This is a genomic window from Paraburkholderia solisilvae (assembly GCF_902859875.1).
Taxonomy (GTDB): domain Bacteria; phylum Pseudomonadota; class Gammaproteobacteria; order Burkholderiales; family Burkholderiaceae; genus Paraburkholderia; species Paraburkholderia solisilvae.
This window is the reverse complement of the sequence record NZ_CADIKF010000030.1, coordinates 47,603-61,560: the sequence shown is the minus strand read 5'-3', so window position 1 is coordinate 61,560 and position 13,958 is coordinate 47,603. Positions and strand designations below refer to the sequence as shown.

Sequence of the window (13,958 nt, the reverse complement as noted above, 5' to 3'; positions counted from 1 at the left end):
ATGCCTCATCAAGCGCGATATGCGTTCAATATGTCCGCGCCGGCCATGCGCGAAGTGATCCGCGTGTTACGCACGTACCCACGATGGAAACGGATCATCGAACGTGAGCCAGCTCTTCGCGCCGAGCGCGAGTTCGTCATCGTCGAGCAGACATGCATCGAACGCGGCTCTTAGCGCGGCCTCGTTCATGTTCGTGCCGATCAGCACGAGTTCCTGTTGACGATCGCCGTACGGCGCCTGCGAGCGGCTCCGGATAATCTCCAGTGCATCCGGGGTTTGCGGCCACGAGCCTTTCGGCACTGCCGCCCACCACGTGCCCGCGCGCTGGTGACGCGAGATCGCGCCCGCCTGCGACCACTCGCCGACCAGATCGTGACGCGATGCGAGCCAGAAATAACCCTTCGAGCGCACGACGCCCGGCCACTCCTGTTGAATCCAGTCGAAGAAGCGCCGCGGATGAAACGGTCGCCGCGCGCGGTACACGAAGCTCGTGATGCCGTATTCTTCGCTCTCCGGAATATGCTCGCCGCGCATCTCCTTCAGCCAACCCGGCGCTTGCGCGGCCGCTTCGAAATCGAAGAGACCGGTGTTCAGAATGCGATCGACCGGCACACGCCCGAACTGGCTTTCGACAATTCGCGCACGCGCATTCAATGAGCGCAGCACGCCTTTGAGGCGCTCGAGTTCCGCTGCGCTCATCAGGTCCGTCTTGTTCAGCACGATTACATCGCAGAACTCGACCTGCTCGGTAAGCAGATCGACAACGGTGCGTTTGTCCTCCTCGCCCATCGTCTCGCCGCGGTCCGCGAGAAAATCATGCGACCCGTAATCGCGCGCGAAATTGTATGCATCGACAACGGTCACCATCGTGTCGAGCCGCGCGATATCGGACAGGCTGCGGCCCTCTTCATCGCGAAACGTAAAGGTTTCGGCTACCGGCAGCGGCTCCGAGATACCGGTCGATTCGATCAGCAGGTAATCGAAGCGCCCCTCTCTCGCGAGACGCTGGATCTCGACCAGCAAGTCTTCGCGCAACGTACAGCAGATGCAGCCGTTCCTCATCTCGACCAGCTTCTCGTCGACATGCGACAGCTGGCTGCCGTCACGCACGAGTTGCGCATCGATATTGACTTCCGACATGTCGTTGACGATGACGGCTACGCGCTTGCCCTCGCGATTGTTCAGAACGTGGTTGAGCAGCGTCGTCTTGCCGGCGCCAAGGAAGCCGGACAGCACGGTTACGGGAAGCTTGTTCATAGGGCGCTCGTGCAAAGGGTTCTGTAAAAATGAAGTCGAACACAAATGTTATAATATAACAATTGTGTTCGACAGAACCGCTTGCCAGTAGCGCACACCTATCTGTTCACAAACAAGAACAACCGCAGCGCCGGCCTGATGCATCGGGTGCGGTCATCACAGACCGCAACCCTGCACACTTCACTTCACATCGCGCCGGCCGGCAGCAATGCAGTCGTCCCCGACGCCGCCATGCCCGATCTCACAGCGGCTTCGCTCTGGCTGCCGCGCAACGCCGCGCCATCGTCGAGCTTGAACACGCCCACCGTGGTCAGCAAGCGCTCCGCCTGCGACAGCAGCGCATCCGCCGCCGCGCCCGATTGCTGCACAAGCGCCACGTTTTGCCGCGTGCCGTTTTCGAGTTGATCGATCATCGCGCGCACTTCGCTGATCTGCTGCGTCTGCTGCCTGCACGCATCGTTGATTTCGCCCATGATCGTCGTCACGCTGCCCGACGATGAGACCACTTCCGAGATCGTCGATCCTGCATCGTCGACGAGGCGCGTACCCTGGCCGACGCGCGCGCTGCTGTCCTGAACCAGCGTCTTGACCTCGCGCGCCGCTTCCGCGCTGCGTTGCGCGAGCACCCGCACTTCGCCTGCGACGACCGCGAAACCGCGCCCTTCCGCGCCGGCCCGTGCCGCTTCGACGGCTGCGTTGAGCGCGAGAATATTGGTCTGGAACGCGATCGAGTCGATCACCGAGATGATCTCGCCGATGCGGTTCGACGACGTATGGATGCCGCGCATCGTGTCGACGACACGCCCGACCGCCTCGCCACCCTCGCTCGCCGTCGTCGACGCGCGCCTCGCAAGCTCGTTCGCATGCGTCGCGTTGTCGGCGTTCGACTGCACACTGGAATCGAACTTGCCGAGTGCGTTGGTCGCCTGCTCGAGCGCGGCCGCCTGGCTGTGCGTACGCTCATCGAGATCGCCGTTGCCCTGCGCGATCTCGCGGCTCGCGTCCGCGACACCATGCGCGGCCTGCCGCACCTGATGCACGATATCCGCGAGGTTGTTGCGCATCCGTGTGACCGTCGCCATCACGCTCGAGGTATCGCCGGCCTGCACCGGCGAACGCCGCGACAGGTCGCCCGCCTCGATCGATTCGGCGAACACGATCATGTCGCGCGGATCCGCGCCGAGCGAACGCATGATATTGCGCACCACCAGCCACGCGACGCCGGCACTCAACAGGCACGCCAGCACCGTCAACGAAGCCATCAGCAGACGGAACTGCTGGCTGATCGCGCGTGCCCGTCCGCCCTCTTCCTGACTCAGCGATTCCTCATAGTCGATCATCGCGTTGATCGATGCGAGCCACTCGACGAACGCGGGCCGCGCGTCGGACAGCAGCAGCTTGCGCGCACCATCGGTGTCGCCGCCTTTTTGCAGATCGATGATACGGGCGATCAGCGGCATGGTCTGTTCGCGTGCCGCGTTGATGCGCGCATAGATTTGCCGTTCCGCAGGCGTCACGCCGGCGCCGTTCGTGAAGATCTGGTCGAGCGGCTGCGCGGAGCGCTGATAGTCGGCTTCGAGGCTGTCGATATGGTCGACGACTTTCGGCAGTTCGTCCGCGCCGACCAGCGTCACGTCGCGCAACGCGATCGAACGGTCATGCACGCTGCCCCGGAAATTGATCGCATAGCGTTCTTTGACACCATTGATATCGATAATGTCGTCCAGACGCATGCGCACGTTCTCGACCTGATAGATCGCAATCGCGGCCAATGCGACCATCGCGACCAGAACCGTTCCGAATCCCGCAATTAACCGGGCCCGGACGGTCCACCCCGTGATTGTTTTCATCTACTACCTCTTAGTGATTTTCTATCGTGATGCGGCGCGCAGGCCGATCTTCGCAGTATGCAAAGTTTTCGAAAATGCCGCTGCGAACCCATCATCTGCGCCGCGCAACCTGCACCAAGGGTGCACGCGCAAACAAAGAAGGCAACGGCCCATGCTGCGCCGTTGCCTTCTCTCCGCCTGACGTCGATGGCTTAACGCCCGCCATCTAACGCATGATGAATCACGTCGTTCAGTTGCCCATCACATGGGTCCGACCGTACCGTGACGATGCCGCTAGCTGAACAATCGCGCCGCAATCTCCGCCACATGTTTGCCCTGATAGCGCGCAATGTCGAGTTCATTCCTGCTCGGCTGCCGGCTGCCGTCCGCCCCGGCCAGCGTCGACGCACCGTACGGCGAGCCGCCGGTGATTTCCTGCATATAAGTGAGCCCGGCGCACGCGTACGGCACGCCGACAATCACCATTCCGTGATGCAGCAGCGTCGAGTGAAACGATGTGATCGTGGTTTCCTGGCCGCCGTGCTGCGTTGCCGTCGACGCAAACACACTGCCGATCTTGCCGACCAGCGCGCCCTTCGCCCACAGCTGACCGGTCATATCGAGGAACTGGCGCATCTGGCCGGCCATGTTGCCGAAGCGCGTCGGCGTGCCGAAGATGATTGCGTCGTAGTTCGGCAGTTCGTCGGGCGTCGCGAGCGGCGCTTTCTGATCGAGCTTCACACCGAATTGCGCGGCCTTGTCCGGCGGAATCGTTTCGGGCACGCGCTTGATCTCGACCGAGGTCGACGCGCCAGCCGAACGCGCGCCTTCCGCGACGGCATCGGCCATCTGCTCGATGTGTCCATACATCGAGTAATAGAGCACCAGAATTTTTGCCATTTCAGTCTCCAGGATGATGCGACGCGCGGCACGGCAACGCGCGCGTCAGCGAGGTCGAACGAACCATGCATCGGATGTCTCGTGCGAATCCGCTATCGAGGAGCGAAATAGAAAAACCCGAAACCGCACATCGCGTCAGAAACGACGCAAAATGCGGTCACCGTCTGTTCGCGCGAGAGCCTCTAATGTCATAGCACTGACAATAGACTAAACCAGTGTCTTTCTCGCGACTTTCTGAAATCTCATCGCGGCAAGCTGTCGCGCATGAGCATGCAATGGCATAGCGGGATCAGATCAGATAAAACACGCCAACGATGATCGAGCCGAACAGCGCCCATTTGACGACGTAGTAAGTCGGACGATGCCACGCCTTGATCTTCTTGCCCGCGCGGCGAATCGCATAGACGTATTTGAACAGCCGGTTCAGCAAGCCGATACGGTCGCCCGTTTCGTTCGGCGAGGCCGCCGCGCGCATCAGCGTGTTCGACACGAAGCGATTGACGGCCGCCGCCCAGCGAAAACGCATCGGCCGTTCGATATCGCAAAAGAGCACGATGCGCGATACATCCGTGTCGTTCTTTGCATAGTGGATGTACGTCTCGTCGAAGATCACCGGTTCGCCGTCGCGCCAGTAGTATTGCTGGCCGTCGACGTCGATATGACACCTCGGGTCCGCGGGCGTGACGAGCCCGAGGTGATAGCGCACCGAACCCGCATAAGGATCGCGATGCCGCACGAGACTTGCACCGGGCGGCAATTGCGCGAACATCGCGGCTTTTACTGAAGGAATGCTCTGCAACAGTTGCGTCGTGACAGGGCACAACGATTCGGCGGACGGATGTGGCGCGTCATACCACTTCAGATAAAAACGCCGCCAGCCGGTCTTGAAGAATGAGTTAAAACCGATGTCGGTGTAATTGGCCGCCGCCGCGATTTTCTGTGCCGCGTCGACCGCGAGCGCCTCATCGCGAATGGTCTGCCAGTTTGCGCGCAACGGCTCGAGCTCGGGAAACCATGATGGCTCGATATACGGTCCCGGCCTGATCGACGACAGCAGGTAGCACCAGATATTGATCGGTGCGAGAAACGTCGAGTGGTCAGATAGCTGACGCCAGAATCTGAAGCGTTGCGTGCCACGATTGAACACGTAGGTCGCACTAGTGACGAACCATGCAAGAACGATCCATCGCATTTTTGCTCCGGCATTTCCCCTTCATCAAACTGACAAAAATTCTAGCGGAGATGCGAATTGCATGCAGGTATGCTTGCTAACCTAAGTGGGGCAAAGCAGAAGCGTCCACGGGCGGTGCCGGCAGATCACGGCAAAAGCCGGCCGGGAAAGGGAAAGCGGGGAGGGGCTGGAGAGGAGGGAGCCGCGTCAGGATTCGCAACGAGGCGAAACAGCCGGCCTATCGTACGAAGATATAAACATGCAAACGAAAGAAACCCACGGACAGGCATGACAAACATAAACAGCCTGCCCGTGAGATAAAGCGATCGAGCCAGAACCGATCGGGCCAAATCGCGCGGCACGCAGCCGCGCCGGGATCAGAACCCTGCGGCCAACCCGTCGCGCCGGCTGTCGCTCGCCGCAACATAGCCGCGTTCCGGATCGTTGCGGTCGAGCTTCCAGATGTACTGGCCGGAGCCGAAGTCCATATACGGGTCTTCGAACGACTTGATCTGGTGGCCCCGCTGCTCCAGCCCGCGCACACAGTCCGCATCGAGCGTCGACTCGACATCGACCGAGAAGTCGCGGTTCACCTTCCAGCGCGGCGCATCGCACGCGGCCTGCGGCTGCTGGCCGTAATCGAGCATCCGCACGATCGACTGCAGATGGCCTTGCGGCTGCATGTCGCCGCCCATCACGCCGAAGCTCATCACCGCTTCGTCGCGGCCGTTCACTTCTTGCGTGAGGAACGCCGGGATGATGGTATGGAACGGCCGCTTGCCGGGTTCGACGACGTTCGGCGACTTCGGGTCCATCGAGAAGCCGCAGCCGCGGTTCTGCATCGACAGACCGTACTCCGGCACGACGACGCCCGAACCGAAGCCCATATAGTTCGACTGGATAAAACTCACCATCATGCCGCTTTCATCAGCCGCCGACATATAGATCGTGCCGCCCGACTTCGGCATGCCGAAGTTGAAATGCGTGGCGCGCTTCGGGTCGATCAGCTTCGCGCGCGACTTCAGATACGCATCGTCGAGCATCTGTGCGGGCGTCACTTCCATCGAGCGCGGGTCGGCCACGTAACGATAGATATCGGCGAACGCGAGCTTCATCGCTTCGATCTGCAGATGCTGCGATTCGACGCTGTCCACCTTCAGCGACGCGACGTCGAACTGTTCGAGGATGCCAAGCGCAATCAGCGCGCCGATGCCCTGCCCGTTCGGCGGAATCTCATGCACCTTGTGACCGCGATACTCCTTCGAGATCGGTTCGACCCAGTCCGCGCGATAGTCGCGCAGGTCGGCCGCAGTCATCGAGCCGCCGTGCTCGCGCGCGAACGCGGCGATGCGCTCGGCGATCTCGCCTTCGTAATACGCGCGCGGGCCCTGCTCGGCGAGCAGCCGCAGCGTCTTCGCGTGACCCGGATAACGGATCAGTTCGCTCACCTCAGGCGCGCGGCCGCGCGGCATGAAAGTCTGCGCATAACCCGGCTGATCCTTCAGCTCCGGCACCGCGGCCGCCCACTTGTGCGCGACCACGCTCGCGACCGCGTGACCGCGCTCGCAGATCTCGATCGCCGGTTCCATCAGATCGGCGAACGGCAGCTTGCCGAACTTCTTGTGCAACGCTTCCCAGCCGGCGATCACGCCCGGCACCGTGACCGAGTCCCAGCCGCGCTTCGGCTGGATCGCAACGCCGTTCTCCTCGCCATACTTGCGCTTGAAGTAGTCGACGCTCCACGCGGCAGGCGCGGTGCCCGACGCATTGAGACCATGCAGCTTGCCGCCGTCCCATACGAGCGCGAACGCGTCGCTGCCGAGTCCGCACGACACGGGCTCCACCGCGGTCAGCGTCGCGGCGGCGGCGATCGCCGCATCGACCGCATTGCCGCCTTTCCACAGCATCCGTAGACCGGCCTGCGCCGCGAGCGGATGCGACGTCGACACGATGTTGCGCGCGAACACAGGCAGGCGCTGCGTCGGATAAGGGTTCTGCCAGTTGAAACGTGTCATGAAAAACTCAAACGATGAAAGGAATGAAAGAGCCCGCGGTGCAAACCTACGATTCACGCGGATCGAGCGCGTCGCGCAATCCGTCGCCGAGCAGGTTGAAACCTAGCACAGCGAGGAAAATCGCGACGCCGGGGAAAACTGACATCCAGGGCGCCTGGCTCACGAAATCTTTTGCGGTATTCAGCATCGAGCCCCACGACGGCGCAGGCGGCAATTGGCCGAGCCCGAGAAACGACAGGCTCGCTTCGGCGATGATCGCGGTCGCAATGGTCAGGCTCGCCTGCACGATGATCGGCGGCAGCACATTCGGCAGGATGTAGCGCACGATAATTCGTGTATGCCCGAGCCCGATTGCGCGCGCGCCTTCCACATATTCTTCCGCCTTCACCGCGAGCGCCTGGCCGCGCGTCAGACGCACGAAGCGCGGCATCGCCGAGATGCCGATCGCGGCCATCGCATTCGTGAGGCTCGGGCCGAGGAATGCGGCCAGCGCGATCGCGAGAATCAGGAACGGGATCGACAGCAGCGCATCGGCGACGCGCGAAATCACGCCGTCGGTCAGCTTGCCGAAATAGCCGGCCAGCAGGCCGAACGGCAAGCCGATCACGACCGCGATGCCCACCGACACCACCCCCGCAAGCAGCGAGGCGCGCGCGCCGTAGAGCAGACGCGCGAACACATCGCGGCCGAGCTCGTCGGTGCCGAACCAGTGCGCGGCCGACGGCGGCTGCCGCACGCTCAGAAAGCTCGCCTGCACCGGGTCGTAGTGCGTGAGCCACGGCGCGAACAGCGCCATGATCACGATCAGCAGCACGAGCGCCGCACCGAACACCGCGGCGCGATTGCGCATGAACTTCGTGAGTCCGCGGCGCTTGCGGCGCGGCAGCGTGCCGGCGCCAGCAGCGGCGGCGGACGACGGCGCACGGACGGGAGCGGCGGGAGTAGCCATCAGCTGCGCCTCATACGGGGATTGAGCACGACATACAACACATCGGCGCACAGGTTGACGACGATGAATGACAGCGCGGTGACGAGCACCACACCTTGCACGACCGCATAGTCGCGGTTGAACACCGCATCGACGATCAGCTTGCCGAAGCCCGGAATCGTGAACACCTGCTCGGTGAGCACCGCGCCCGCGAGCAGTTCGCCGAACAGCAGCGCAAGCACGGTGACGATCGGAATCAGCGCATTGCGAAAGCCGTGCTTGACGACCACCGTCGCGCGCAGCAACCCTTTGGCGCGCGCGGTGCGGATATAGTCGGTGCGCAGCACGCTCAGCATCGCGCTGCGCGTATGCCGCATCAGTTGCGCGCCGAGCGCGGCGCCGAGCACGAACGCGGGCATCAGCATCGTCTTGATGCTGAGCCAGAAGTCTTCGCCAGGCGGCACGTAGCCGGACGACGGCAGCAGATGCCAGCGCACCGACACAAGAAAGATCAGCATGATGCCGAGCCAGAAGTTCGGAATCGACATGCCGGAGAGCGCGAGAATGTTCGCGCCGTAATCGAGCGGCCCGCCGCGGCTCGAGGCGGAAATCACGCCCGCCGGAATGCCGATGCCGATCGCGAAGATCATCCCCATCACCGCGAGCTGGAGCGTCACCGGCAGCTTCTGCGCGATCAGCGAGGTGACCGGCACGTCGGTGCGCAGCGACGTGCCGAGATCGCCGTGCAGCACGTCCTTCACCCACAGCACGTACTGCGTCGGCACCGGTTCGTCGAGGTGATACTTCACGCGCAGCGCCGCGATCAGTTGCGGGTCCTGGTCTTCGCCGGCCATCGCCGTCACCGGGTCGCCGGGCAGCAGCTTCTGCAGGCCGAAAATCAGCATCGACACGAGAATCAGTGTCGGCACCGCGACCAGCAGGCGATTGGCGATGATCCGAAGCATGACGGTCAGCCCTTGATGCTGACGCCGGACAGACGGATCAATCCGTCCGGATACGGCGTAAAGCCCTGCACCTTGTTCGACAGCACGAACGGCCACGGCTGGATGTAGATGTACACGTTCGGATCTTCGTCGGCGAGCACCTTCGCCGCGGCGTCGTATTGCGCCTTGCGGTCCGCGACGGTCAGCTTCACGCGCGCGGCGTCGAGCAGCTTGTCGACTTCCGCGTTGCAGTAGTGGCCGTAGTTCAGGTTGCCCGCGCAGGTGTTGAACTGATGCAGGTTGCCATCCGGATCGACGCGGCCCGACCAGCCGAGATACATCGCCTGGAAGTCGCCGCTGTGTGCGGCGTTCAGTTGCGCCGCGTAGTCGGTCGGCCGCAGCTTCAGGTTGAAACCGGCTTCGCCGACCATCGCCTGCAGCATCTGCACGATCTGGCTCGACACCGTGTTGTTCGGGTACGTGAACTCGATATCGACATGTTCGTGGCCGGCTGCCTTCAGCAGCGCTTTGGCCTTCGCGACGTCGCGATGCGGCACCGGCAATGCCGCGTCGAAGTACGGGCTCGACTTCGGCAGCGGCTGGTTGGCCGGCGCGAAGATGCCGGCGCCGATCACCTGGTTGATCGCATCGCGGTCGATCGACAGATCGAATGCCTCGCGCACGCGCTTGTCGCGCAGCACCGAATTGCCGCGCGGACCGTTGTTCACATTGAACGTCACGTAGTAATAGCCCAGACCGGGCGTCGTCACCAGCTTGAGGTTCGCATCGCCCTTCACCGCGTTCACATCCGACGGCGCGAGGCGCTCGAGCATATCGAGCGAGCCCGCGCGAAGATTCGCGAGACGCACGGTCGCATCCGGAATCGGCAGGAAGGTCACGCGCTGGATCGGGTACTTCGCGGCGTTCCAGTAGCCGTCGAATTTTTCGAGTACGACGCGATCGTTCTGCACGCGCTGCACGAACTTGTACGGACCGGAGCACACCGGATGCGACGCGACGCCTGCCGGGTCGGCGAACGTCTTCGGCGACAGCATCATGCCCGCGCGGTCGGACAGCGTCGCGAGCAGCGCGGCGTCCGGCTGCTTCAGCACCAGCGTGACCGTGCCGGGGTCGGTCGCATCGATATGATCGATCGACGCGAGTTCGCTCTTGCGATTGCTGGTCGGCAGCGTCATGGCGCGCTCGAGGTTCGCCTTCACGGCTGCCGCGTTGAACGGCTCGCCGTCCTGGAACTTCACGCCCTGGCGCAGCTTGAACGTAAGCGTCTTGCCGTCGGCGCTCGTGGTCCACGAGGTCGCGAGCATCGGCACGATCTTCAGGTCCGGCGTGATGTCGACCAGCGAATTGCACAGCGACGCGAACACCACGCGATCGACGAACTGCACACTGCGCGCAGGGTCGAGCGTGCCGATGTCGTCCTGCAGGCCGATCCGGATCTGGCTGGTCTGCGCCATCGCGGCGGACGCGCTCAAGGCGAGCGCGGCGGCAATCAACATTCTTCGCATGCGGTCTTTCCTTTTCTTTTCCAGTTCAATTTCAATCAGGCGATGTGATGCAAGAGGTTGCGGCACGCGGGTTCCCGATATGTCCAGCCGCAGGGTTCACGCGTTCGTCCATCCCCATTACTCCGCGGCGGCGACCTGAGCAGCCTGAGCGACATCAGCGGTCTGCGCGGCCTGCCGCTCGCGATAAATCGCAAGCCGTTCAGCGAGTTTCGTGCTGGCGCGCGCGGCGAGCGGCACGCCGCCGCCCGCGTTCTGGATCTCGCGCCAGAAGTGACACGCCACGCGCCGGCCACCATCGAGCGTTTCGCTCACCGGCTGTTGTTGCGTGCACAACGGCTTCGCATGCGGACAGCGCGGATGGAAGCGGCAGCCGGGCGGCGGCGCGGTCGGGCTCGGCAGATCGCCGCTCAACGCAACCCGCGCGCGCCGCTCGTGCGGGCTGCTGACCGGAATCGCGCCGAGCAGCGCCTGCGTGTACGGATGCAGCGGCGTGTCGAATAGCGCATCGACATCGGCCAGCTCGACGATCTCGCCGAGATACATCACCGCGACGCGGTCGCTCATATGGCGGATCACCGCGAGATCGTGCGCGACCATGATCAGCGTGAGGCCGAGATCCTGCTTCAGCGTCTCGAGCAGGTTGATGACTTGCGCCTGCACGGACACGTCGAGCGCCGACACCGGCTCGTCGCCGACAATCAGCTTCGGTTCGCCCGCCAGCGCACGCGCAATGCCGATGCGCTGCCGCTGACCGCCGGAGAACTCGTGCGGATAGCGCTCCGCATAGGCCGGCTGCAAGCCGACCGTGCGCAGCAGTTGCGCGACGCGCTCGCGGCGTTCGGCGCCGTTGCGCGCAAGCCCGTGCAGCGCGACCGGTTCGCCGACGATCTGCCCGACCGTCATGCCCGGATTCAGCGACGCGAACGGGTCCTGGAAAATCAGCTGCATGTCGCGGCGCAGCCGCTGCATCGGCGCGCCATGCAGATGCGTGATGTCCTTGCCCTGATACAGCACGCGGCCTTGCGTCGAATCGATCAGGCGCAGCAGCAGCCGCCCGAGGGTCGACTTGCCGCAGCCCGATTCGCCGACAATCGCAAAGGTCTCGCCGGCGCCGACCGAGAACGACACATCGTTGACCGCGTACACAACCGGCGTGCGCGTGAACAGATGCCGCTCGCCGCCGAAGTGTTTCGTCAGCGCGCGCGCTTCGATGATCGGCGCGCGTGGCGCATCCGGTTTGAGCGGCGCGGCGCCCGCGCCTGCGCTCGGCATCGGCTGCGCGGAAGACGGCTGCGGCGTGCTCATGCCACCTCCCGGCGCATCGGCGACGTCTGAACCTGCCCGCCGCGATGCGAGGATTGCTCGACCGGTGCGAGCCAGCACGCCACGCGATGCGCGCCGGCGATCGGCCGATCGGGCGGCGCCGCGTCGACGCAGCGCTGCTCGGCAAACGGACAACGCGGCGCGAAGCGGCAGCCGTCAGGCATCTGCTCGGCCGACGGCACCGAGCCGTGAATCGTCGCAAGCGACCCTTCGCGTTTGCCGGTCGACGGAATCGCGCCCATCAGGCCGATCGTGTACGGATGCTGAGGGTCGTCGAACAGATCGGCAACCGTGCCGTATTCCACGATGCGCCCCGCGTACATCACCGCGACGTGATCCGCGACCTCCGCGACGACGCCCAGGTCATGTGTGATCAGCACCATCGCGGTGCCCGTCTCGGCCTGCAGGTTCTTGATCAGCGCGAGCACCTGCGCCTGGATCGTCACGTCGAGCGCGGTGGTGGGTTCGTCGGCGATCAGGAGGCGCGGCCGATTGGCGAGCGCCATCGCGATCATCACGCGTTGCCGCATGCCGCCCGATAGTTGATGCGGATACGCATCGAGGCGCGTTTCCGGCGCCGGAATGCGCACCAGCCGCAGCATCTCGAGCGCCTGTGCGCGTGCCTCTGCGCGATCGACGCCGCGATGCCGGCGGATGCTTTCGCCGATCTGTTCGCCGACGGTGAAGGCCGGATTGAGCGAGGTCATCGGCTCCTGAAAGATCATCGACAGCCGGTTGCCGCGAATATCGGCCAGTTCGCGCTCGGAAAGCGTGAAAAGATCTTCGCCGTCGAAGCGTGCGGTGCCCGACACGCGTTGCGCGGGCGGGCTGGCGAGCAGCCCCATCAGCGCGAGCGAGGTCACGCTCTTGCCGCAACCGGACTCGCCGACAATGCATAACGTTTCGCCGCTGCCGACCGCGAACGACACGTTGTCGACGAGATTCGGCATCGCGGCCGAGCGCGAAAACTTCAATGAAAAGCCGCTGACCTCGAGTACCGGTCGGCGCTCGGCGTCGCTCATGCTGTGACACTCCCCACGGGCTGGTCGTCCTCGACACGCTATGAAGCGTCGATTGAAGCGACGATTATGGGGTGCGAGACAAGACAGAAAATATTAATATTTCTTGCTGATACATAAGTTTTTCTTGAGTAAGCCCATGCCCACGCTAAGAATGTTGAAGACCTTCCGGGCGGTCGCGCGCACCGGGTCGTTCGCGGCCGCGGCCGGGAAGGTCGCGCTGACGCAAGCCGCCGTGAGCCTGCAGATGCGCGGCCTCGAACAGGCGCTCGGCCGGCAGCTGTTCGACCGCAGCGGGCGGCAGGTGGTGCTGAGCCGCGACGGCCAGCAGATCTGGCCGAAGGTCGAGCAGATTCTCGATCTGCTCGACGAACTCGACGCGAACCCCGCCGACTCGATGGTCGGGCCGCTGACGATCGGCGCGGTGGTGTCGGTGATCGGCGCGCTGTCGCTGGTGGTCGCGCGCCTGAAGACCGCGCATCCGCAACTCGACGTGCGGCTGCTCTCCGCGCGCTCGGACGAACTCGCGGCGCTGGTCGAAGCGGGCGACGTCGATATCGCCGCGGTGGTGGCGCGCGCGGACGCGACGCTGCCCGACACGCTCAAATGGACCACGCTGTACAGCGAACCGCTGATGCTGATCGTGAGCCGCGAGATTGCCGACAACGACCCGCAGCGCATTCTGCGCAGTCACGGCTTTCTGCGCTTCGACCGGCGCGTGCGCACCGGGCGCGTCGTCGAGCAGGCGCTGCAGAAGGCCGGCCTGACCGTGAACGAATACCTCGAACTCAACTCGATCGAGACGATCGTCGCGCTCGTGCGCGAGAACGTCGGCGTCGCGGTGCTGCCGCTGCTGCACCGGGGCAACTGGCGCAACGATCCGTCGCTGCGCGTGCTGTCGATTGCCCATCCGCCGCTGCTGCGCACCGTCGGGATGATTCAGCGCGCGTCGTATGACCGGCCGGGGATCACCCAGGCGATCATCGATACGCTGCACGATTGACCGCGCGCGGCAATCAGCACGCGCACGGCGCGGCTCGGGCGGT

Annotated in this window: 11 protein-coding genes; 1 reads left to right on the top strand and 10 read right to left on the bottom strand. The window is 63.9% G+C overall.

The window, feature by feature from the left end; genetic code table 11:
* Positions 1 to 66 precede the first annotated feature (66 nt).
* The 10 genes from zigA to HV675_RS18940 form a co-directional block, all read right to left on the bottom strand.
* A complete protein-coding gene (gene zigA, locus HV675_RS18985; protein WP_175112503.1) occupies positions 67 to 1,257 on the bottom strand; it encodes a zinc metallochaperone GTPase ZigA in 1,191 nt (396 codons plus the stop codon).
* Positions 1,258 to 1,442: 185 nt separating this feature from the next.
* Positions 1,443 to 3,107 carry a methyl-accepting chemotaxis protein gene (locus HV675_RS18980; protein WP_175112501.1) on the bottom strand — a complete coding sequence of 555 codons (1,665 nt, stop codon included), beginning with the start codon at positions 3,105 to 3,107 and terminating at the stop codon, positions 1,443 to 1,445.
* Between the two features lie 273 nt (positions 3,108 to 3,380).
* A complete protein-coding gene (gene wrbA / locus HV675_RS18975; protein ID WP_175112499.1) occupies positions 3,381 to 3,986 on the bottom strand; it encodes an NAD(P)H:quinone oxidoreductase in 606 nt (201 codons plus the stop codon).
* A gap of 289 nt (positions 3,987 to 4,275) precedes the next feature.
* A complete protein-coding gene (locus HV675_RS18970; protein ID WP_175112497.1) occupies positions 4,276 to 5,178 on the bottom strand; it encodes an aspartyl/asparaginyl beta-hydroxylase domain-containing protein in 903 nt (300 codons plus the stop codon).
* A gap of 356 nt (positions 5,179 to 5,534) precedes the next feature.
* A complete protein-coding gene (locus tag HV675_RS18965) occupies positions 5,535 to 7,172 on the bottom strand; it encodes a gamma-glutamyltransferase family protein (protein ID WP_175112495.1) in 1,638 nt (545 codons plus the stop codon).
* A gap of 46 nt (positions 7,173 to 7,218) precedes the next feature.
* A complete protein-coding gene (locus HV675_RS18960; RefSeq protein WP_175112493.1) occupies positions 7,219 to 8,121 on the bottom strand; it encodes an ABC transporter permease in 903 nt (300 codons plus the stop codon).
* Entirely contained in the window at positions 8,121 to 9,065 is a 945-nt protein-coding gene (locus HV675_RS18955; RefSeq protein WP_175112491.1) for an ABC transporter permease, read from the bottom strand. The genes HV675_RS18960 and HV675_RS18955 overlap by 1 nt, the downstream gene beginning before the upstream one ends.
* A 5-nt stretch (positions 9,066 to 9,070) precedes the next feature.
* Positions 9,071 to 10,570, bottom strand: coding sequence for an ABC transporter substrate-binding protein (locus HV675_RS18950; RefSeq protein ID WP_175112489.1), 1,500 nt, complete (start codon positions 10,568 to 10,570; stop codon positions 9,071 to 9,073).
* A 117-nt stretch (positions 10,571 to 10,687) separates the two neighbouring features.
* Positions 10,688 to 11,842, bottom strand: a complete 1,155-nt coding sequence (locus HV675_RS18945; protein WP_175112569.1) for an ABC transporter ATP-binding protein — start codon at positions 11,840 to 11,842, stop codon at positions 10,688 to 10,690.
* Between the two features lie 29 nt (positions 11,843 to 11,871).
* Positions 11,872 to 12,915 carry an ABC transporter ATP-binding protein gene (locus HV675_RS18940; RefSeq protein WP_175112487.1) on the bottom strand — a complete coding sequence of 348 codons (1,044 nt, stop codon included), beginning with the start codon at positions 12,913 to 12,915 and terminating at the stop codon, positions 11,872 to 11,874.
* Positions 12,916 to 13,051: 136 nt separating this feature from the next.
* Between HV675_RS18940 and HV675_RS18935 the strand changes: the two genes are divergently transcribed.
* Positions 13,052 to 13,915 (top strand): LysR substrate-binding domain-containing protein, encoded by an 864-nt coding sequence (locus tag HV675_RS18935; RefSeq protein WP_175112486.1) that lies wholly within the window; start codon positions 13,052 to 13,054, stop codon positions 13,913 to 13,915.
* Positions 13,916 to 13,958: the final 43 nt, after the last annotated feature.